At 56.5% G+C, this 19,602-nt stretch carries 20 protein-coding genes and 1 pseudogene; 13 read left to right on the top strand and 8 right to left on the bottom strand.

Annotated elements, in window-relative coordinates:
• Positions 1 to 35: 35 nt before the first annotated feature.
• The 4 genes from hslV to rraA all read left to right on the top strand — a co-directional run bounded on the left by hslV (position 36) and on the right by rraA (position 3,619).
• Entirely contained in the window at positions 36 to 566 is a 531-nt protein-coding gene (gene hslV / locus C8D90_RS18985) for an ATP-dependent protease subunit HslV (RefSeq protein ID WP_115460036.1), read from the top strand.
• A gap of 11 nt (positions 567 to 577) precedes the next feature.
• Positions 578 to 1,912, top strand: coding sequence for an HslU--HslV peptidase ATPase subunit (gene hslU, locus C8D90_RS18980; protein WP_115460035.1), 1,335 nt, complete (start codon positions 578 to 580; stop codon positions 1,910 to 1,912).
• A 171-nt stretch (positions 1,913 to 2,083) separates the two neighbouring features.
• A complete protein-coding gene (locus C8D90_RS18975; protein WP_115460034.1) occupies positions 2,084 to 3,001 on the top strand; it encodes a 1,4-dihydroxy-2-naphthoate polyprenyltransferase in 918 nt (305 codons plus the stop codon).
• A gap of 132 nt (positions 3,002 to 3,133) precedes the next feature.
• Positions 3,134 to 3,619, top strand: a complete 486-nt coding sequence (rraA, locus tag C8D90_RS18970) for a ribonuclease E activity regulator RraA (RefSeq protein ID WP_115460033.1) — start codon at positions 3,134 to 3,136, stop codon at positions 3,617 to 3,619.
• A 75-nt stretch (positions 3,620 to 3,694) separates the two neighbouring features.
• Here rraA and zapB read toward each other — a convergent pair whose 3' ends face one another.
• Positions 3,695 to 3,937 (bottom strand): septal ring assembly protein ZapB, encoded by a 243-nt coding sequence (zapB, locus tag C8D90_RS18965; protein WP_115460032.1) that lies wholly within the window; start codon positions 3,935 to 3,937, stop codon positions 3,695 to 3,697.
• A 474-nt stretch (positions 3,938 to 4,411) separates the two neighbouring features.
• On the opposite strand from zapB, the gene C8D90_RS18960 reads away from it, so the two are divergent.
• The 3 genes from C8D90_RS18960 (at position 4,412) to glpX (ending at position 8,021) form a co-directional block, all read left to right on the top strand.
• On the top strand, positions 4,412 to 5,257 hold the full coding sequence (locus C8D90_RS18960) for an MIP/aquaporin family protein (RefSeq protein WP_115460031.1): 846 nt from the start codon (positions 4,412 to 4,414) through the stop codon (positions 5,255 to 5,257).
• Positions 5,258 to 5,337: 80 nt separating this feature from the next.
• Positions 5,338 to 6,846 carry a glycerol kinase GlpK gene (gene glpK, locus C8D90_RS18955; RefSeq protein WP_115460030.1) on the top strand — a complete coding sequence of 503 codons (1,509 nt, stop codon included), beginning with the start codon at positions 5,338 to 5,340 and terminating at the stop codon, positions 6,844 to 6,846.
• A gap of 164 nt (positions 6,847 to 7,010) precedes the next feature.
• The gene (gene glpX, locus C8D90_RS18950) at positions 7,011 to 8,021 is read left to right on the top strand and encodes a class II fructose-bisphosphatase (RefSeq protein ID WP_115460079.1); all 1,011 of its coding nucleotides are present in this window, start codon (positions 7,011 to 7,013) and stop codon (positions 8,019 to 8,021) included.
• 69 nt (positions 8,022 to 8,090) lie between these two features.
• Here the strand turns inward: glpX and emrD are convergent, their stop codons facing one another.
• Entirely contained in the window at positions 8,091 to 9,275 is a 1,185-nt protein-coding gene (gene emrD / locus C8D90_RS18945; RefSeq protein ID WP_115460029.1) for a multidrug efflux MFS transporter EmrD, read from the bottom strand.
• 290 nt (positions 9,276 to 9,565) lie between these two features.
• On the opposite strand from emrD, the gene C8D90_RS18940 reads away from it, so the two are divergent.
• Both C8D90_RS18940 and fpr read left to right on the top strand, forming a co-directional pair.
• Positions 9,566 to 10,189: a helix-turn-helix transcriptional regulator gene (locus C8D90_RS18940; protein WP_115460028.1), complete on the top strand. Its 624-nt coding sequence runs from the start codon at positions 9,566 to 9,568 to the stop codon at positions 10,187 to 10,189.
• Positions 10,190 to 10,191: 2 nt separating this feature from the next.
• Positions 10,192 to 10,938 (top strand): ferredoxin--NADP(+) reductase, encoded by a 747-nt coding sequence (fpr, locus tag C8D90_RS18935; RefSeq protein ID WP_115460027.1) that lies wholly within the window; start codon positions 10,192 to 10,194, stop codon positions 10,936 to 10,938.
• Positions 10,939 to 10,960: 22 nt separating this feature from the next.
• On the opposite strand, the gene C8D90_RS18930 is transcribed toward fpr, so the two are convergent.
• Complete coding sequence (locus C8D90_RS18930) at positions 10,961 to 11,392, bottom strand: DUF805 domain-containing protein (protein WP_115460026.1); 432 nt, start codon at positions 11,390 to 11,392, stop codon at positions 10,961 to 10,963.
• A 184-nt stretch (positions 11,393 to 11,576) separates the two neighbouring features.
• Here C8D90_RS18930 and C8D90_RS18925 point away from each other — a divergent pair, with 184 nt between their 5' ends.
• The gene (locus C8D90_RS18925; protein WP_115460025.1) at positions 11,577 to 12,188 is read left to right on the top strand and encodes a DUF1454 family protein; all 612 of its coding nucleotides are present in this window, start codon (positions 11,577 to 11,579) and stop codon (positions 12,186 to 12,188) included.
• 123 nt (positions 12,189 to 12,311) lie between these two features.
• Positions 12,312 to 13,082, top strand: a complete 771-nt coding sequence (tpiA, locus tag C8D90_RS18920; RefSeq protein ID WP_115460024.1) for a triose-phosphate isomerase — start codon at positions 12,312 to 12,314, stop codon at positions 13,080 to 13,082.
• A 78-nt stretch (positions 13,083 to 13,160) separates the two neighbouring features.
• Here the strand turns inward: tpiA and C8D90_RS18915 are convergent, their stop codons facing one another.
• The 3 genes from C8D90_RS18915 to fieF form a co-directional block, all read right to left on the bottom strand.
• Positions 13,161 to 14,150, bottom strand: coding sequence for a sulfate ABC transporter substrate-binding protein (locus C8D90_RS18915; protein ID WP_115460023.1), 990 nt, complete (start codon positions 14,148 to 14,150; stop codon positions 13,161 to 13,163).
• 283 nt (positions 14,151 to 14,433) lie between these two features.
• A complete protein-coding gene (gene pfkA, locus C8D90_RS18910) occupies positions 14,434 to 15,396 on the bottom strand; it encodes a 6-phosphofructokinase (protein WP_115460022.1) in 963 nt (320 codons plus the stop codon).
• Between the two features lie 218 nt (positions 15,397 to 15,614).
• A complete protein-coding gene (gene fieF / locus C8D90_RS18905; protein WP_115460021.1) occupies positions 15,615 to 16,517 on the bottom strand; it encodes a CDF family cation-efflux transporter FieF in 903 nt (300 codons plus the stop codon).
• 138 nt (positions 16,518 to 16,655) lie between these two features.
• Here fieF and C8D90_RS18900 point away from each other — a divergent pair, with 138 nt between their 5' ends.
• Positions 16,656 to 17,207, top strand: coding sequence for a GNAT family N-acetyltransferase (locus C8D90_RS18900; RefSeq protein WP_115460020.1), 552 nt, complete (start codon positions 16,656 to 16,658; stop codon positions 17,205 to 17,207).
• 48 nt (positions 17,208 to 17,255) lie between these two features.
• On the opposite strand, the gene C8D90_RS18895 is transcribed toward C8D90_RS18900, so the two are convergent.
• Positions 17,256 to 18,458, bottom strand: a complete 1,203-nt coding sequence (locus C8D90_RS18895; protein WP_115460019.1) for an NAD(P)/FAD-dependent oxidoreductase — start codon at positions 18,456 to 18,458, stop codon at positions 17,256 to 17,258.
• A 321-nt stretch (positions 18,459 to 18,779) separates the two neighbouring features.
• On the opposite strand from C8D90_RS18895, the gene C8D90_RS18890 reads away from it, so the two are divergent.
• A complete protein-coding gene (locus C8D90_RS18890) occupies positions 18,780 to 19,301 on the top strand; it encodes an RrF2 family transcriptional regulator (RefSeq protein ID WP_115460018.1) in 522 nt (173 codons plus the stop codon).
• Positions 19,302 to 19,420: 119 nt separating this feature from the next.
• Here C8D90_RS18890 and C8D90_RS22535 read toward each other — a convergent pair.
• Positions 19,421 to 19,567, bottom strand: a pseudogene (locus C8D90_RS22535) (DUF6273 domain-containing protein); the annotation flags it as partial.
• Positions 19,568 to 19,602: the final 35 nt, after the last annotated feature.

The raw sequence follows: 19,602 nt of genomic DNA, 5'->3' as shown, positions 1-19,602 counted from the left end.
GGGGAACTCTTTTCGTCAGCAACGGGGGTCTGCTCGTGACAACAATAGTAAGCGTACGCCGCAACGGTAAAGTCGTCATCGGTGGTGATGGCCAGGCAACCTTGGGTAACACCGTCATGAAAGGCAACGTGCGCAAAGTACGCCGCCTGTACAACGACCGCGTCATCGCCGGCTTTGCCGGAGGAACGGCGGACGCCTTTACCCTGTTTGAACTCTTTGAGCGTAAACTGGAACTGCATCAGGGCCACCTGGTGAAAGCCGCCGTCGAGCTGGCCAAGGACTGGCGTACCGATCGCATGCTGCGCAGGCTGGAAGCCCTGCTGGCGGTAGCCGATGAAAACGCCTCCCTCATTATTACCGGCAACGGCGACGTCGTGCAGCCGGAAAACGATCTTATCGCCATCGGTTCCGGCGGGCCTTACGCCCAGGCAGCCGCACGCGCCCTGCTGGAAAACAGCGAGCTGGGCGCCCGCGAGATCGTGGAGAAAGCGTTGGGAATTGCAGGCGATATCTGCATCTACACCAACCACTTCCACACCATTGAAGAATTAGACTCCAAAGCGTAAGGACCCTGAACATGTCTGAGATGACTCCACGCGAAATCGTCAGCGAACTCGACAGCTATATCATCGGCCAGCATCAGGCTAAGCGCGCTGTCGCCATTGCCCTGCGTAACCGCTGGCGCCGTATGCAGCTCAACGAAACCCTGCGCCACGAAGTGACGCCGAAAAACATTCTGATGATCGGTCCGACCGGGGTGGGTAAAACCGAAATCGCCCGCCGCCTGGCCAAGCTGGCTAACGCGCCGTTCATTAAAGTAGAAGCCACCAAGTTCACCGAAGTGGGCTACGTAGGCAAAGAAGTCGACTCCATCATCCGCGATCTGACTGATTCGGCGATTAAAATGGTCCGCCTTCAGTCCATCGAGAAAAACCGCTACCGCGCTGAAGAGCTGGCGGAAGAACGCATTCTGGACGCGCTCATCCCGCCGGCAAAAAACAACTGGGGCCAGGCGGAGCAAAGCGCCGAGCAATCTCCGGCGCGGCAGACCTTCCGCAAAAAGCTGCGCGAAGGCGAGCTGGACGATAAAGAGATCGAAATCGAAGTCGCCGCCGCTTCGCCGATGGGCGTAGAAATCATGGCGCCTCCGGGCATGGAAGAGATGACCAACCAGCTGCAGTCCATGTTCCAGAACCTGGGCGGCCAGAAGAAAAAAGCCCGCAAGCTCAAGATTAAAGAAGCGCTTAAGCTGTTGATCGAAGAAGAAGCCGCCAAACTGGTGAATCCGGAAGAGCTGAAGCAGCAGGCTATCGACGCCGTTGAGCAGCACGGCATCGTCTTTATCGATGAGATCGATAAAATCTGTAAACGCGGCGAATCCTCCGGGCCGGACGTTTCACGTGAAGGCGTGCAGCGCGATTTACTGCCGCTGGTGGAAGGCTGTACGGTGTCGACCAAGCACGGCATGGTAAAAACCGACCATATCCTGTTTATCGCCTCCGGCGCTTTCCAGATCGCCAGCCCGTCAGACCTGATCCCCGAACTTCAGGGTCGTCTGCCTATCCGCGTTGAGCTGCAGGCGCTGACCACGGAAGATTTTGAACGTATCCTGACCGAGCCGAGCGCATCGCTGACCGAGCAGTACCAGGCGCTGATGGCGACCGAGGGCGTCAGCATCAGCTTCACGCCGGACGGCATCCGCCATATTGCCGAAGCGGCCTGGCAGGTGAACGAAACCGCAGAAAACATTGGTGCGCGCCGTTTACATACCGTGCTTGAGCGCCTGATGGAAGAAATCTCTTTCGAAGCCAGCGATATCAGTGGAAAATCCATCACCATTGATGCGGAATACGTGCGAAATCATCTGGATGAGCTCGTAGCAGATGAAGATCTGAGTCGGTTTATCCTATAATTCATATCAGGAACCGTCCCTGCGGTTATACATTGTTAAGGGAGGCGCTGGCCTCCCTTTTTTATTCCTATAATAATCAATAAATTACTCTTTGATGTTATAGATATCGAAGTTGACATGGTGATATTCTGCGCACAATTACGCATATTCACCCTAACACTGAACTGGAACATGAGCTCATCAACCCCGATCAGCCGAACCCAAGCCTGGCTGGAAAGCCTGCGGTTACGCACGCTCCCCCTGGCGCTGGCCTCTATTATTACCGGCTCTGCCATCGCTTTCTGGCAGCACGCTTTCAAAGCGGACGTCGCGTTGCTCGCCCTGCTTACCGCCGCCATGCTGCAGATTCTGTCGAATCTGGCTAACGATTACGGCGACGCGGTTAAAGGCAGCGATACGGAAGAGCGTATCGGGCCGTTGCGCGGCATGCAAAAAGGGGTCATCACCCAGCCGCAGATGAAACGCGCCCTGATGCTGACCGTGCTGCTGACCATCATTTCAGGCATCGCGCTTATCGCCGTGGCCTGCGAAAAGCCGGAAGACGTGTTCGGCTTCCTGATACTGGGCCTGATGGCTATCGTCGCGGCCATCACCTATACCGTCGGCACCCGTCCCTATGGCTACATGGGGCTGGGCGATATTTCGGTGCTGGTTTTCTTCGGCTGGCTGAGCGTGGCGGGAACGTACTACCTGCAGGCCAACGTCTTCAGCAGCGTGGTTATGCTGCCGGCCACGGCCTGCGGCCTGCTGGCCGTGGCGGTGCTCAACATCAATAACCTGCGCGATATCGAGAACGACGCGCAAAACGGCAAGAACACGCTGGCAGTCCGCCTGGGGCCGGTGCGCGCCCGCTACTATCATGCCGCTCTGCTGATTGGCGCCGTGGTCTGCCTGGCCTTGTTCGCACTGTTCAACCTGAAAAGCTGGAGCGGGTGGCTGTTCGTCCTGGCCATTCCGGCGCTGCTGCGCCACATCCGCTACGTCCTGCACGAGCAAACGCCCGCCGCCATGCGCCCTATGCTGGAAAGCATGGTGAAGTGCGCGCTGCTCACCAACCTGCTGTTCGCCATCGGCGTAGTTCTGAGTTAATGGTCTCCGGCGGACAACAAAATGTGCGCCGGAGCCGAAGAAACTTCTGCCTTAACAACTGGCGGTTTTGCAAACAGCCTCACTAAGGGGATATACTAACAATCCCTGCGGCCATCATCAGACGTCGATCCTATGAAATACGATACTTCCGAACTGTGCGACATTTACCATGAAGAAGTGAATGTGGTTGAACCTCTGTTCTCCAATTTTGGCGGACGTACTTCGTTTGGCGGGCAAATCACCACGGTGAAATGCTTTGAGGATAACGGCCTGCTCTATGAATTGCTGGAAGAGAACGGCCGTGGGCGCGTGCTGGTGGTCGACGGCGGCGGTTCAGTGCGTCGGGCGCTGATCAACGCAGAGCTGGCGCGCCTGGCATTACAAAACGAGTGGGAAGGCATCGTCGTTTACGGCGCGGTGCGCCAGGTTGACGATCTGGAAGAGCTGGACATCGGCATTCAGGCCATGGCCGCCATTCCTGCCGGCGCCGACAGCGAAGGCATCGGCGAAAGCGACGTGCGCGTCAACTTCGGCGGCGTCACCTTCTTCTCCGGCGATCACCTGTATGCCGACAACACCGGCATCATTCTGGCGGAAGAGCCGCTGGATATCGAGTAATCACTGCCGCACAATCACAGATAACAATAAGGCGCCGAACGGCGCCTTGTTTTCGTTTACGCTACGCGTAATAACTTAGTTTACTTCATCCATTTTGCCCAACAGCGTGCGCAGGCGCTCCTGCCAGGCCGCCTGCTCTTCCTTCAGTTGCGCATTTTCGCGCACCAGCGACTCACGGTCGCCCGCGGCATGCTGAATGTCCTGGGACAATTGGTTGTTCTTCTCTTTTAGCTCTTCAATTTCCATCTGCAACAGCGTGATGGTGTCAATCGCCTGCTGAACTTTTGCTTCCAGTTTCTCAAATACTTCAAATGACATTCTTCAGTCCTCTCAATCTAGCCAGGCGTACATCCGCAACCGCGGGAAAACGTTCCCGCGCCGAAAATATCCGCGCCCAGTAATCAGCGCCCCAAAATGACCTTACGGCCAGCTTCTGCTACCGATTGTATGTAGCGTATTCCCTACTGTCTAGCGCGATACCGGCGCATCGGGCAAACGACTGTAACAAATATCCCCCGCCGCGCTATCGGTTTAGCCTTAAAACGCTATCGGCGGGTTCCCGAATGTTGAGCTCCGGTTACAACCAACGGGCAAATTGTCAGATCGCTCACACTCTTGTTTGCGCCCAATTGCGCCACAACGCGCATTTCCACTCATTAATTTGACGAACAACACACAATTTGATTTCGGTATTTCTCGTTTTCGCGCATTAACGATAAATTTACATAACTCCGGCGAACCGCTTCGCCGGAATAATAACTACCCTACAAATAATTGTGTTAGGACATCATCATGAGCCAAACCGCAAGTTCAACGTTAAAAGGGCAATGCATCGCGGAATTCCTCGGCACGGCGCTCCTGATCTTTTTCGGCTGCGGATGCGTTGCAGCCTTAAAGCTTGCCGGCGCAAGCTTCGGCCAGTGGGAAATCAGCATCATTTGGGGCTTGGGCGTCGCCATGGCGGTTTATCTGACCTCCGCGATTTCCGGTGCACACCTGAACCCTGCCGTGACCATCGCCTTATGGCTGTTTGCCTGTTTCGACAAGCGCAAGGTCGTTCCCTACATCCTGTCTCAGATCGCCGGCGCATTTTGCTCGGCGGCGGTAGTCTATACCCTCTACTACAGCCTGTTCATTGATTTCGAGCAGACGCACAACATGGTGCGCGGCAGCGTGGAAAGCCTTGAGTTAGCCGGCGTTTTCTCCACCTACCCGAACCCGCACATCGCCATCGGTCAGGCTTTCCTGGTTGAAGCCATCATCACCGCCATCATGATGTGCCTGATCCTGGCGCTGACTGACGACGGCAACGGCGTTCCGCGCGGCCCGCTGGCGCCGCTGCTGATCGGTATCCTGATCGCGGTAATCGGCGCCTCCATGGGGCCGCTGACCGGCTTCGCCCTTAACCCGGCGCGTGACTTCGGGCCCAAGCTGTTCGCCTGGCTGGCCGGATGGGGTGAGGTTGCCTTCACCGGCGATCGCAGCATCCCCTACTTCCTGGTGCCGATTTTCGGTCCCATCGTCGGCGCATGCCTGGGCGCCTTCGGTTATCGCTCGCTGATTGGCCGCAACCTGCCTTGCGACGTCTGCATCCTGGAGGATGAAACATCCTCTTCAACCACCGAGCGTAAGGCTTAATCCCGTAGCCGGCGGCACTGACCGTCGGCTATTATTTTTTTAGTTATTCGTTTTGCCTATTCATTTGCAGGATTACCGTTATGACGACAGAAAAGAAATACATTGTCGCGCTCGATCAGGGAACCACCAGCTCACGTGCCGTGGTGCTTGACCACGACGCCAATATCATCAGCGTTTCACAACGAGAGTTCACGCAAATCTACCCCAAAGCGGGCTGGGTTGAACACGACCCGATGGAGATTTGGGCGACGCAGAGTTCCACGCTGGTAGAAGTGCTGGCCAAGGCGGATATCAGTTCCGACCAAATCGCCGGCATCGGCATCACCAACCAGCGGGAAACCACCATCGTCTGGGAGCGTGAAACCGGTAAACCGATCTACAACGCTATTGTCTGGCAGTGCCGCCGCACCGCGGACATCTGCGAGCAACTGAAAAAAGACGGGCTGGAAGAGTACATCCGCCACAACACCGGCCTGGTCGTCGACCCTTACTTCTCCGGCACCAAGGTGAAGTGGATTCTGGATCACGTTGAGGGCGCGCGTGAACGCGCCAAGCGCGGCGAACTGCTGTTCGGCACCGTGGACACCTGGCTGGTGTGGAAAATGACCCAGGGCCGCGTTCACGTTACCGATTACACCAACGCCTCGCGTACCATGCTGTTCAACATCCACGAGCTGGACTGGGACGAGCGTATGCTGCAGGTGCTGGACATTCCGCGCGCCATGCTGCCGAAGGTTCGCCCTTCGTCTGAAGTGTATGGACAAACCAACATCGGCGGTAAGGGCGGCACCCGTATTCCCATCGCCGGCATCGCGGGCGACCAGCAGGCGGCGCTTTACGGCCAGCTGTGCGTTCAGCCCGGCATGGCGAAAAACACCTATGGCACCGGCTGCTTCCTGCTGATGAATACCGGCACCGAAGCGGTGCAGTCGCAGCACGGCCTGCTGACCACCATTGCCTGCGGCCCGCGCGGTGAAGTCAACTACGCGCTGGAAGGCGCGGTCTTTATCGGCGGCGCGTCCATTCAATGGCTGCGCGACGAATTGAAGCTGATTAACGACGCCGCAGACTCCGAATACTTCGCCACCAAAGTGAAAGACAGCAACGGCGTTTACGTCGTGCCTGCCTTCACCGGCCTGGGCGCCCCGTACTGGGACCCCTACGCCCGCGGCGCGATCTTCGGCCTGACGCGCGGGGTAAACAGCAATCACATCATCCGCGCCACGCTGGAGTCCATCGCCTATCAGACCCGCGACGTGCTGGACGCCATGCAGGCCGACGCCAACACCCGCCTGCAATCGCTGCGCGTTGACGGCGGCGCGGTAGCCAACAACTTCCTGATGCAGTTCCAGTCCGACATTCTGGGCACCCGCGTCGAGCGCCCCGAAGTCCGCGAAGTTACCGCGCTGGGCGCGGCCTATCTGGCCGGTCTTGCCGTCGGTTACTGGAGCGACCTGGAAGAGCTGCGCAGCAAAGCGGCCATTGAGCGGGAGTTCCGCCCCGGCATCGAAACCACCGAGCGTAACTACCGCTACAGCGGCTGGAAAAAAGCCGTGGCGCGCGCTCAGGCGTGGGAAGATCACGACTAACGCCCGGAGTGGCTGAAAACGCAGAGGCCGGGTTGAAACCCGGCCTTTTTTTATTCCTGGCGCGTCATCATTCAGGCCCTCGTTCCATTTTTGTGCGGCCGTTCTTTCCCCTTGTGGTAGAATCCCGGCCCATCACTTTTTCCATTCTGTTCCACGGGTTCCTCATGAAACGCGAATTAGCCATCGAATTTTCCCGCGTCACCGAAGCGGCGGCGCTGGCCGGCTACAAGTGGCTCGGACGCGGCGACAAAAACGCCGCCGACGGCGCGGCGGTCAACGCCATGCGCATTATGCTCAACCAGGTCAATATCGCCGGTGAAATCGTCATCGGCGAAGGCGAGATCGATGAAGCGCCGATGCTGTACATCGGCGAGAAGGTCGGCTCCGGCTCCGGCGATCAGGTCGATATCGCCGTCGATCCCATCGAAGGCACCCGCATGACTGCGATGGGCCAGGCCAATGCCCTGGCGGTGATGGCGGTGGGCGACAAAGGCACCTTCCTGCGCGCCCCGGATATGTATATGGAGAAGCTGGTAGTCGGCCCGCAGGCCAAAGGCGTGATCGACATGAATCTGCCGCTGGCCGAAAACCTGCGTAATATCGCTGCGCGACTCGGCAAGCCGTTGACGGAGCTGACCGTGATTACGCTGGCGAAGCCGCGCCATGACGCCATGATCGGCGACATGCAGACGCTGGGCGTGAAGGTGTTCGCCATTCCTGACGGCGACGTCGCCGCCTCTATCCTGACCTGCATGCCGGAAAGCGAAGTGGATGTGATGTACGGCATCGGCGGCGCGCCGGAGGGCGTGGTGTCCGCTGCGGTGATCCGCGCGCTGGACGGCGACATGCAGGGCCGTTTGCTGCCCCGTCACCAGGTCAAGGGAGATACCCCGGCCAACCGCGCGATCGGCGAGCAGGAGCTGGCGCGCTGCGCGCAAATGGGTATTGAGGCAGGCAAAGTGCTGCTGTTGGGCGACATGGCGCGTAATGACAACGTGATATTTTCCGCCACCGGCATCACCAAAGGCGATCTGCTGGACGGCATCTACCGTAAAGGCAACATCGCCACTACGGAAACGCTGCTGATCCGCGGCAAGTCACGCACCATCCGCCGCATCCGCTCCACCCATTATCTTGACCGCAAAGATCCGCAAATCGGTGAAATCATTCTCTGATTCCTCCGCAGAAACAAAAAAACCAGCGGCGTCAAACCCGCTGGTTTTTTTCATATCTTCCGGCAAGGCCTAAACCGCATGCCCCTGGTGCTGCATCTTATGCGCCAGCGGCAGCCAGCACAGCAAAATCATCACCGCCATCGCGCTCATCAGCATCCCCACGCTGAACTGGCCGGTTTGCGGCAACGTCGCGGAGAACCAGGCCATCGCGCCCGAGCCGACGTTTTGTAATCCGCCTACCAATGCCCCGGCCGCACCGGCCAAAAACGGGAACGGCTCCATCGCCCCGGTGGTCGCCAGCGGAAACAGCATGCCGGCGCCGAAGAAGAACAGTGCTGCGGGCACGATCAGCGTCCAGATATTCATGATGTCAAACCAGGAAGGTATCCACATCAGCGCGCCGGCCAGCAGGCAGCACGTCACCGCATGCCACATCAGCGTAGAAAAGCTTTTCCCCTGCCGCCCGGCATACCAGGCGCCGAAGAAAGCCGCCGGCACCGGCAAGATGAACAGCACGCTGACCACCACGCCGCTCAGCCCCAGTACGCCGCCCAGCAGCACGCCGGCGCAGGCTTCAAACACCGCCACCCCGGCCAGCCCGCCAATCAGCATCACCAGATAGCAGCTGAAAGCGCCGTTGCCCAGCAGCGTCCGGTAGCTGGTCAGCATTTTTCGCCGTTCGGTCTGAACCGGGCGGGTTTCCGGCAGCCAGCGATACATGGAAAACGCCACGCCGGCGCATAACAGCAGTAAAAACGCATAACAGGCACGCCAGTTGATGGCGGCATCCAGCACGCCGCCGATCAGCGGCGCCAGCAACGGGCTGACCAAAATGCCCATGTTCAGCAGGCTGTTGGCATAACGCAGGGACGTTCCCGAATAGAGATCGCGCGGCATCGTGCGCGCCATCACGCCGGCAACGCCGGTTCCCAGCCCCTGTAACGCATTCGCCGCCACCAGCGTATGCAGGTTCGGCGCCAGCAGCGCCAGCGTCGCGCCGGCCATGAAGATAACCATGCCCAGCAAGATCACCGGCCGGCGCCCCACACGATCGGAAAGGGGGCCGTAAAAAAGCTGTGAGGCGCCATACGTCAGTAAATAGGCCGCCATAACGCGCTGAACAGCACCGGTACGTACGTTCAGGTCTTTTGCCATGTCCGCGATAGAGGGAACATAGATGGTCTGCGCCATTTGTCCGACGGCCACAAGCAAAATCAACATGATCAGCAGGTGAAAATTTTCTAGTCTTCTCATTATATTATGTAGGCGGTGTCTATTTTTTTAGCAAAAAAAATCGTAGTCTTGATATCAGTCAGATATATCAAGTTATATATTCGGGCATAATGTAACAGAATAAATTTCTCCTGCTATTTCCTACAGGATTTTATCCCGCTTTCTATTGACACCTTTTAGTGCCAGGTATGTAAAGCCGCGCTGACAGTAGCGAAAATCACTACAAAAAGCGTAAAGGAGCAGCACATATTAATTTATTCACCAAATGAATATAAGAACTCTAATACATACCACCACAAGGACTAGTGTGCATGAAGACACCAGAATTGATTTTGTTGCAATTGAAAAGCCTGGGACCCCAGTCAGCCAAAATGCTGGCCGATCGTATTTCCATTACCACGATGGGAATTCGTCAGCACCTCCAGCAGTTGGAGCAGCGCGAGCTGGTTTGCTACGAGGAGTCCCGCACCAAGGTCGGACGCCCCACGCGTTATTGGTCGCTGACCAGCAAAGGGCATGCGCAATTTCCCGACAGGCATCAGGACCTTTCACGCGTCCTGCTGAATGCTGCCAATAAACTTTTCGGGGACGAAGGCGTCGAACGCCTGATTGACGTACGCGAAAACGATCTCTACCAGCGTTACGCCGAGGAACTGAAAAAATACCCCGAAGGCACGGAGCGTTTCCAGGCGCTGGCCCGTCTGCGCCAGAACGACGGCTATATGGCCGATCTGGAAACCAGCGACGGCGCCTGCATTTTGGTAGAAAACCACTGTCCGATCGGCGTGGCGGCCACCACCTGCGGGCATTTATGTAACTCGGAGCTTAAACTGCTGGGACGTTTGTTAGGCCCGAACTACCAAATTGAACGTATCGAGCATATCATTGCCGGATCACGCCGTTGTGCATACCGCATCACTCCACGGGAGCAATAGATATGGCCGAATGGGTCACGGGCAACATCACTCAGGTCCGACACTGGACCGATAATTTGTTCAGCATTACCTTACAGGCGCCGGTGCGCCCTTTCACCGCGGGGCAGTTTGCCAAGCTGGGAATGGATATCGGTGGCGAGCGCGTCCAGCGCGCTTATTCCTACGTTAATGCGCCCGGTGACAATGATCTCGAGTTTTATCTGGTTACCGTACCTGACGGTAAGTTAAGTCCCCGCCTGCATGCGCTGCAAGCCGGGGATTCGCTGTTAATCACTGAAGAAGCCGCCGGTTTCTTCGTCCTTGAGGAAGTGCCGGACAGCCAGACCCTGTGGATGCTGGCAACCGGCACCGCCCTTGGCCCTTATCTTTCTATTTTGCAGGAAGGACGCGATCTCGATCGTTTCGAGAACATCGTGCTGGTACATGCGGCGCGCTATGCGCGCGATCTGAGCTACCTGCCGCTGATGCAAAGCCTGCAACAGCGCTACCAGGGCAAACTGCGCATCCAGACCGTCGTCAGCCGCGAAGACGCGGCCGGATCGCTGACCGGACGCATTCCGGCGCTGATTGAACAAGGTGAACTGGAAGCCGCCGTCGGGCTGACGATCTCGGCGGAACACAGCCATGTGATGCTGTGCGGCAACCCGGAAATGGTGCGCGATACGCAGCAGGTACTGAAAGAAACCCGCCAGATGCGCAAACACCTGCGCCGCAAGCCGGGCCATATTACCAGCGAGCATTACTGGTAAACGATTTCAGGGCGCGGCGTGGCTACGCGCCGCGCCCGCGGAAATTTACTGTTTCGGTTTCTTTGCCGAAGCGATTTTCGCCCTGAGTGCCCAAAAACGCACCGCAGTCGATCGCCATCATCACCAATATCAGCGTCGGAATAAAACGCCCGATCCCCCATTGCCAAATCGGCGCCAGCATGCCCCAATTGCCCGCCATCATCAGCCAGGCAACCACCAGCAACAATCCCCACCAGCCGGACTTACCGCGATCGTGCAGACGTTTCGCCAGTACCGCTGTCGTCGGCCACAGCAGAAACACCAGGAAAAAAGCCGCCGACTGCATGGAAATCAGTTGGTATTGCGCCAGTGCGAATGCGGCCGTCATTAGCACCATCCAGGCCAAAACCCAGATCCAAAAGTCCCGCCGCCCAATCCGGCCGCGAAAAGAAAAACACCATTGCTGGAGGGTCATGACTTTCCCCGCTGTTACCCATAAGTTGTGCCTGAACGTGATGATTTCGCCAAAATTTTTCGTCAGGATCGCGCGGAGTTTACCCGATCCCGCCGCAGCGGGAAAATTCGGCGGTCAATTTTGACAAGCGCCCCCCGAAAACGCTTTAATCAGTTAACCGGAAAACGCTAATCATGCAAAAATAATGATGAAAATCCTCTGTGCCGCTCTTTCCCTGATGCTCTTGTCGGTCAGCGCCCCCGCTCCGGCAGAGGAGAGTATCGGCCACGATCCGGGCCACACCGTACAAAATGAGCCGGCGACCGCACCTTATCTGCTGCCTAACGCGCCAACCTTCGATCTGACGCTGGTAAAATTCCGCGCCCGATACAATCAGGATAATCCCACCCTGCCCATCGGCGAGTACCGCGCCATTTCACTCAGCGGAGAGGAAACCAGCATTACCCGCGCCGCCGTCAAGATTGATGAAACGCTATACTCTTCGGTGGCGTTGGAGAAAGGCACCGGGAAGATCAAAAGCCTCCAGCTCACCTATCTCTCTCCCGGCGACGACGATAAGTCGTCGCGGACGCTGGCCGTCAACTATATGGCCGCCATCATGCGTGAGTTCGCAACCGCCATGACGCCGGAGCAAAGTGTGGCTAAAGTGATGAAATTGCTGGAGGCAGGTAAAGGCCGGCGTTACTTCTCCGTGACTGACGGCGCACTGCGCTATGTCGTGTCAGATAATGGAGAAAAAGGTGTTACTTTCGCTGTTGAACCGATTAAGCTGTCTCTATCCGGAAACGCGGGTTAAACAACGTTTCATGATGGAAGGCAATATTCAGAACAGATTAAGTTCCTATACTGCTCTGCATGCATCATGCCGACAGGGCAGTCACTTTTTACGAATACACGTTCCCGAAGCGGAGGAAATAAAATGCGTCATCCATTAGTCATGGGTAACTGGAAGCTGAACGGCAGCCGCCATATGGTTCACGAGCTGATCGCTGCGCTGCGCAACGAAGTCAGCACCGTTGCCGGTTGTGAAGTCGCAATCGCGCCGCCGGCCATTTATCTGGACATGGCCAAACATGAACTGGCCGGCAGCCGCATCGCGCTGGGCGCCCAGGACACCGGCACCAACGTTTCCGGGGCTTTCACCGGTGAAACCTCCGTTGAAATGCTGAAGGACGTTGGCACCAAATACGTCATCATCGGTCACTCCGAGCGTCGTACTTATCACAAAGAGAGTGATGAGTTCATCGCCGAGAAATTCGCCGTAATCAAAGAAGCCGGCCTGGTTCCGGTACTGTGCATCGGTGAAACCGAAGCAGAAAACGCGGCCGGAAAAACCGAAGAAGTGTGCGCCCGCCAGCTGGACGCCGTGCTGAAAACCATGGGCGCTCAGGTCTTTAAAGATACCGTTATCGCCTACGAACCCGTTTGGGCCATCGGCACCGGCAAATCCGCAACGCCTGCGCAGGCACAGGCCGTGCATAAATTTATCCGTGACCACATTGCCAAACATAACGCGGAAGCGGCGGCAAGCGTCATTATCCAGTACGGCGGCTCCGTTAACGCATCTAACGCGGCGGAACTGTTCACCCAGCCGGATATCGACGGCGCCCTGGTCGGCGGCGCTTCCCTGAAGGCTGATGCCTTCGCGGTAATCGTTAAAGCTGCGGCGCAAGCCAAACACAAAGCCTGATCACCGCCTGGATGATCGGAATGACAAACACCGCCTTCCCGGCGGTGTTTGCGTTTACAGGGTGTTATCAGTGACGGATCAGCGTTGCGTAATCTGATCGAAGATCCCACCCGTCGCGAAGTGTTCCTGCTGCGCTTTTTGCCATCCGCCGAATTTCTCATCCACCGTGAACAGCTTCAGCTGCGGAAACTGGGCGGAAAATTGTTTGGCGATCTTTTCATCACGCGGACGATAAAAGTTTTTTGCCGCAATCGTCTGGCCTTCCGGCGAATAGAGGTATTGCAGGTAAGCCTCCGCCACCTTACGGGTATCGCGTTTGTCCGCCACCTTATCCACCACCGACACCGTCGGTTCCGCCAGAACCGACTCACTCGGCGTGACAATCTCAAACTTGTCTTTACCCAGCTCATGCAGCGCCAGCAGCGCTTCGTTTTCCCAGGCGATCAGGACGTCGCCGATACCGCGTTCAACAAAGGTATTCGTTGCCCCGCGAGCGCCGGAATCCAGCACCTCTACGTTTTTATACAGCGCTTTGACGAATGCCTGCGCCTTGCCTGCGTCGTTATTATTTTGGTCCAGGGCGTAACCCCAGGCGCCCAGATAGTTCCAGCGCGCGCCGCCGGAAGTTTTCGGGTTGGGGGTGATCACGGAAATACCGGGCTTAATCAAATCGTTCCAGTCATGGATCTGCTTGGGGTTTCCCTTACGCACCAGAAAAACGATGGTGGACGTGTAAGGTGCGGAGTTATCCGGCAGACGCTTGATCCAGTTTTTATCAATTCGCCCGCGCTCGGCAATGGCATCAACGTCATAGGCCAGCGCCAGCGTCACCACATCAGCCTCAATGCCGTTAATCACCGATGTCGCCTGTTTGCCGGAGCCGCCGTGCGACTGGCGAATGGTTACCGTGTCGCCGGTTTCCTGCTTCCAGTGCTGACTGAATGCGGCGTTGTATTGCTGGTACAGCTCGCGCGTCGGATCGTATGACACGTTCAGCAACTGAATATCCTTCGCCAAAGCACCACCAGCAACCAACAACAATGACAGTCCGATACCCCATTTACGCATAGCAATTTTCCCCAGTCTCATAACGTTATTGTGATAAGCGATTGATTAAGAGACTGCCAGAAAGCGCCGCGGTCGCTAAAGAATAAAAAAATCGTATTTATTCCGTTTTTGACTAATCAGCCGGAAAGCAGCAACGAGAAATATCAGCAGGTAGCGTCGATGGGAAGAAGGGAAGCAACGGAAAAGCATCTGTTACAGTAAACAAACGGGTATAGCGGCCCATCCCGCTATACCCGTCTTTTTGCCCCTGCGCGCTCGCAGGAACATGTCATTTAAGAACGAATTAATACAGCTTTTTCGCTGTTTCCAGCCAGTCTTTCTTAAACGGACGCTTCATGTTTTCAACGGCGTCGATGATGTCGTGGTGAACCATTTTCTCGTTCTGGATACCTACGCAGCGACCGCCGTAGCCTTGCAGCAGCAATTCGATAGAGTACGCGCCCATGCGCGAAGCCAGAATACGGTCATACGCGACCGGCGCTCCGCCGCGCTGAATGTGGCCCAGAACGGTGGCACGGGTTTCGCGGCCGGTTTCATTCTCAATATAGCGCGCCAGCTCATCGATATCACAGATGTGCTCGGTAATGGCCACGATGGCGTGTTTTTTACCTTTCATAATGCCGGCCTTGATCTCACAGACCAAGTCTTCACGGTTGAATTCCACTTCCGGCAGCACGATGAACTCACACCCGCCGGCAATCGCCGCAGCCAGGGTCAGGTCGCCGCAGTAACGGCCCATCACTTCTACGATGGAGATACGCTGGTGAGAGGAAGATGTGTCGCGCAGGCGGTCAATGGCTTCAACCACGGTTTCCAGCGCGGTGAAGTAGCCGATGGTGTAGTCGGTGCCCGCAACATCGTTGTCGATGGTGCCCGGCAGGCCGATGCAGGGAAAGCCCATTTCCGTCAGGCGCTTGGCGCCGAGGTAGGAACCGTCACCGCCGATAACCACCAGCGCATCCAGACCAAACTTTTTCATATTTTCCACGGCCTTTTCGCGCACTTTCTCGTCACGGAACTCCGGGAAACGGGCGGAACCGAGGAAGGTACCACCGCGGTTAATCATGTCAGAAACGCTGGAGCGGTCCAGTCTTTCCATACGGCCTTCATACAGACCCTGGTAACCATCGTGAATACCGTAGACTTCCAGACCTTCACTGAGCGCCGCACGCACTACACCGCGAATAGCAGCGTTCATACCCGGCGCGTCACCACCGCTCGTTAAAACACCGATTTTCTTGATCATGACTACCTCTGAGTTCAGGATGCTTTATCTTAAAATTATTCAGGCCGCTAAATATGTCTGGTACAGAAAATGAACATTCAGCGCTTTTACTGTCGGATAGTATATCAAAAAACCCGAGCTGAATTGATTCAGGTCAGTCTATTTTGCGGTAAAAAAAATCACAGCACATCTTGGATAAAACGCATTTTAGCCTTTTAGGCCTTAAGCATAGCCCGCTTTTATCCTATCCAACGGCCTCTTTTATCATCCGGTACAACCGAGCGGGGATCCTGATGAATGATCACGTCCGCGCCGGGAAAATGCTGTAACAACCGGCTTTCCACATTTTCGGCGATACGGTGCGCTTCAAACAGCGGCAGCGTGTCTTCCATTTCAATATGCAGCTGAATAAAGCGCGTCGGCCCGGACTGCCGGGTCTTCAGATCGTGCGCGCCGGTTACGCCCGGACAGTTGCGCACCACCTCGATGATGGCATTGCATTCGTCATCGCTCAGCGCGCGATCCAGCAACGACTGCACGGCTTCATACCCCATCCGCAATGCGCTGTACAGAATATAAACGCCGATCCCCAGCGCAAACAAGGAGTCTGCACGCGTAAAGCCGTACCAGCTCAGGCCCAGCGCAACCAGAATGGCGCCGTTCATCATAACGTCTGACTGGTAATGCAGCATATCGGCACGCACCGCCTGGCTGCGGGTTTTACGCACCACCCAACGCTGAAACGTGACCAACACCATCGTCACCAGCAGTGCCACCACGGTAACCCCGACGCCGACGCCGGGATCGTTCATCGGTTCCGGCGACAACAGGTGCTGAAAGCCGCTCAGAAACAGAAACAACGCGGAACCGGAGATAAACATGCTCTGGGCCAGCGCCGCCAGCGATTCCGCTTTGCCGTGCCCGAAGGTGTGCTCTTCGTCTGCCGGTTGCAGGGAATAACGCACCACCAGCAGGTTGGTCAGCGAGGCGGCGATATCGACCAGGGAATCAACCAGCGCCGCCAGCAAACTCACTGACCCGGTATGCCACCAGGCCAGAATTTTGATCACTAACAGCACCGAAGCTACGCCCGTCGCCGCTAACGCCGCGTGTCGCACTAGGCGGCCGTATTGCTGTTCCATTGTACTTATCCTTACTGACATCGTGAGGGGCGTAAGTATAACGAATTATAGGCGGGGGGACAGTGAAGAGGAGGCCGGAAGGCGTTGCCGGAGAAGAGAAAAATGTTACTTTCGTCCTTAACAGCAAAGGAGAGCGTTATGACACAGCACCATTTCACCATCCACATCACCACCGCGGATGACGCCGGTGACATCCGGGAAGTTGAAACCCGGGCATTCGGTTTTGAAAAAGAGGCGAACCTGGTTGCCGAGTTACTGGCTGATGAAACGGCGCGTCCCATGTTGTCCCTGCTTGCCAGGCATGACGGAAAAGCCGTCGGCCATATTCTCTTTACCCGCGCTACGTTCAAAGGCCGCACCGACGCGCCGATGATGCATATTCTCGCCCCGCTGGCCGTCATCCCCGAATATCAGAAAATGGGGGTCGGAGGGTTGCTTATCCGTTCAGGAATCGAACATCTGCGGGAGATGGGCAGCAAGCTGGTCTATGTGCTGGGCCATCATGATTATTACCCGCGCCACGGTTTCATCCCCGGTGCGGGCAATCTGGGGTATCCGGCGCCGTATCCCATTCCGGAAGCGGTGAAATCCTGCTGGATGGTGCAAAAAATAACGCCGGAAGAGGTCGTAGCGCGCGGAGACGTTCAGTGCGCGCAGAGCCTGATGAAACCGGAACACTGGCGTGAGTGACCGCTCACTAAACCGGACGGGACAAACGGCGCCCCGCCCGACATGTTATCAAACGAACGGCGCTAACGGATCGGCCTGAAGGAAGGCCTTTTCTTTATCTGCCTCCGGCGGATAGATCAACGTGTTGGTGATGGAAACCTTGATTTTTTTCGCCTCGTCCTGGACCGATTTTACGTTCTGCTGCCATGTTTCGGTGTAGACCGCCCCCCAGGCCCCCAGATCCACGCAGGTGACGTAACCAGGCTGGCGGTAAGGCAGCGGCGCAATGCCAGCCAGCGCGGCGGCGGCGTTATTGCCGGCAAATTTCCCCATCGGAATCGCGTGCTGGCAGGTCATCAATGCATGACGCCCTTCTTCATCACACACCGCATAAGCCACATCGCCCGTGGCATAAATGTCTTCCTGACCAATCACCTTCAGGTTGTCATCGACGTGCAGGCGCCCACGGGCGTCTTTCTCTCCCGCAATACGGGCGGTTAAAGCACTGGCATTGACGCCGGCGGTGAGGATCACCGACAGGGCGGGAATAAACGTCCCGTCCGTCAGCAGCACGCCGTCCTGTTGTACGGCCTCCACGGTGCTGTTCAGCCGCCACTCCACGTCCAGCGCCTGCGAGGCGCGGGTAATGACGCTGCGCATTTCATCGCTGAAACGCCCGCCGATTTTATCGCCTCGTTCAACGACGATCACCCGGATATCGGCATTTTCGCCCAGCACGGCGCGGGCGCGCGACGGCAACTCCGTCGCCAGTTCAATGCCCGTCAACCCGCCGCCGCACACCACGAAAGTGTTGCGGGCGGCGCTTGATTCGCGCCCGGCCAGATCGTGCAGATGACGATCGAACCGCCCGGCAGACTCAGCCTGATCGATGTCAAAGGCGAACTCTGCGGCACCGGCAATGCCGGCACGGTTCAACGCACTGCCGCTGGCCAGAATCAGTTTGTCGAAGTTCAGGACTTCTTCGCGTCCGTTCTCACCGGTATACGTCACCCGGTGTGCCGCATCGTCAATATCCGTTACCGTACCGGCCACAAAGTGAACGCCGGTGGCGGCAAACAGCGGCAGCAGCGGAGAAACCAACGTTTCAGGATTGTTTTCATAGAAGCGGGGACGAACCCGCAATTCAGGCTGCGGAGCTATCACAGTAACGGTGATATCCGCGCGATTCTGGCTTGACGCAATCCGCGCCGCGCTAAGGGCTGACCACATACCGGCAAAGCCGGCGCCAACGATGACGATGTTCTGGTTCATGCTTACCTCGGGTTCTTTTTTTATACCGCACTCAATACTAAGACTATATCAATCCTAGATTGATGGAGTAAATCATTTTGAACACCGGAATAATAAAGTTTATTCATCTTCATGATTTTTAATAAATTAAATATCAAATCAGATATGATGAGATAACGAATGCACGACATCAATATGAGACAATAAAAATCCGAGTTAAATCTCACATATGCCACCATGGCCGCTTTGCGCAAAGATAAATCGACGCCGGACATCAGGATGCCTATACTAAGATGCAATTAATCCCAGATAACGACAAGCGACCGGTTTCGGAGTCAAGGTATGAGTTTTTTCAGTTCTGGCGTCGAATATGGCGTTCACAGCCTGATGTGCATGGTGGACGCCCGCGGCAATACGCAGGAGATGAACGTGCGTGAAATCGCGGAGCTGCACGGCATTCCGTATGTTTTTCTGGGTAAACTCTTCACCCGCCTGGCCAAAGCCGGACTGGTGGAAAGCACCGAAGGGCGCGGCGGCGGATTTCGTCTTGCCCGGCCGCCGGAAGAGATCACCGTGCTGGACGTGGTTCACGCCATCGACGACAGCAAAAAGCTGTTCGAATGTCGCGAAATCCGCCAGCGCGTCGCCGTGTTTAACGATGAGCCGCCGGCCTGGGCCTGCGATTCCCCCTGCAGCGTGCGGGCCGTCATGGACACCGCCCAACAGCGCATGGAAGAAGCGCTCGCCCAGCATACGATTCTGGATCTGACCCGGAAGATGCTTAAGAAAGCGCCGGATACCTACGTTGTCGAGGTGCAGGACTGGCTGAGTGAACGCCGGGGCGGCAAGCCTCAGGAAGGCTGAAGCCGTTCTTCACCGCCGGACAATGCAGCCATCCAGCTTTCATGTAGGCCACAGAACCAAAACCGCCTCAGCATGCAAACACATGATGAAGCGGCCGTGAATTAAATTATGCTAAATTTTCAGCCACAACGCGGGACGGACGCCGCCGATGCATCTGCCATCGCCATGAATTGGTCATAAAAATCGCCGTTAAGGTATTTTTTTAACGTACATTCAGCCCACGTTATTTCTCTATAAGCGTCATGGTAGGGACGTTGTTCTATAACATACTCAGTAAATAATTAATGCTCTATTATCTTGT

The sequence above is a fragment of the Enterobacillus tribolii genome (genome assembly GCF_003363015.1).
GTDB lineage: Bacteria > Pseudomonadota > Gammaproteobacteria > Enterobacterales > Enterobacteriaceae > Enterobacillus > Enterobacillus tribolii.
Note: the sequence above shows the minus strand (reverse complement) of the source record. Positions and strands in the feature narration are given on the sequence as shown.

Bases quoted from the DNA above. Each gene is read 5' to 3' on its own strand.
- hslU (WP_115460035.1), top strand. From the start codon at position 578: ATGTCTGAGATGACTCCACGCGAAATCGTCAGCGAACTCGACAGCTAT.
- C8D90_RS18975 (WP_115460034.1), top strand. From the start codon at position 2,084: ATGAGCTCATCAACCCCGATCAGCCGAACCCAAGCCTGGCTGGAAAGC.
- rraA (WP_115460033.1), top strand. From the start codon at position 3,134: ATGAAATACGATACTTCCGAACTGTGCGACATTTACCATGAAGAAGTG.
- zapB (WP_115460032.1), bottom strand. From the start codon at position 3,937: ATGTCATTTGAAGTATTTGAGAAACTGGAAGCAAAAGTTCAGCAGGCG.
- C8D90_RS18960 (WP_115460031.1), top strand. From the start codon at position 4,412: ATGAGCCAAACCGCAAGTTCAACGTTAAAAGGGCAATGCATCGCGGAA.
- glpK (WP_115460030.1), top strand. From the start codon at position 5,338: ATGACGACAGAAAAGAAATACATTGTCGCGCTCGATCAGGGAACCACC.
- glpX (WP_115460079.1), top strand. From the start codon at position 7,011: ATGAAACGCGAATTAGCCATCGAATTTTCCCGCGTCACCGAAGCGGCG.
- emrD (WP_115460029.1), bottom strand. From the start codon at position 9,275: ATGAGAAGACTAGAAAATTTTCACCTGCTGATCATGTTGATTTTGCTT.
- C8D90_RS18940 (WP_115460028.1), top strand. From the start codon at position 9,566: ATGAAGACACCAGAATTGATTTTGTTGCAATTGAAAAGCCTGGGACCC.
- fpr (WP_115460027.1), top strand. From the start codon at position 10,192: ATGGCCGAATGGGTCACGGGCAACATCACTCAGGTCCGACACTGGACC.
- C8D90_RS18930 (WP_115460026.1), bottom strand. From the start codon at position 11,392: ATGACCCTCCAGCAATGGTGTTTTTCTTTTCGCGGCCGGATTGGGCGG.
- C8D90_RS18925 (WP_115460025.1), top strand. From the start codon at position 11,577: ATGATGAAAATCCTCTGTGCCGCTCTTTCCCTGATGCTCTTGTCGGTC.
- tpiA (WP_115460024.1), top strand. From the start codon at position 12,312: ATGCGTCATCCATTAGTCATGGGTAACTGGAAGCTGAACGGCAGCCGC.
- C8D90_RS18915 (WP_115460023.1), bottom strand. From the start codon at position 14,150: ATGCGTAAATGGGGTATCGGACTGTCATTGTTGTTGGTTGCTGGTGGT.
- pfkA (WP_115460022.1), bottom strand. From the start codon at position 15,396: ATGATCAAGAAAATCGGTGTTTTAACGAGCGGTGGTGACGCGCCGGGT.
- fieF (WP_115460021.1), bottom strand. From the start codon at position 16,517: ATGGAACAGCAATACGGCCGCCTAGTGCGACACGCGGCGTTAGCGGCG.
- C8D90_RS18900 (WP_115460020.1), top strand. From the start codon at position 16,656: ATGACACAGCACCATTTCACCATCCACATCACCACCGCGGATGACGCC.
- C8D90_RS18895 (WP_115460019.1), bottom strand. From the start codon at position 18,458: ATGAACCAGAACATCGTCATCGTTGGCGCCGGCTTTGCCGGTATGTGG.
- C8D90_RS18890 (WP_115460018.1), top strand. From the start codon at position 18,780: ATGAGTTTTTTCAGTTCTGGCGTCGAATATGGCGTTCACAGCCTGATG.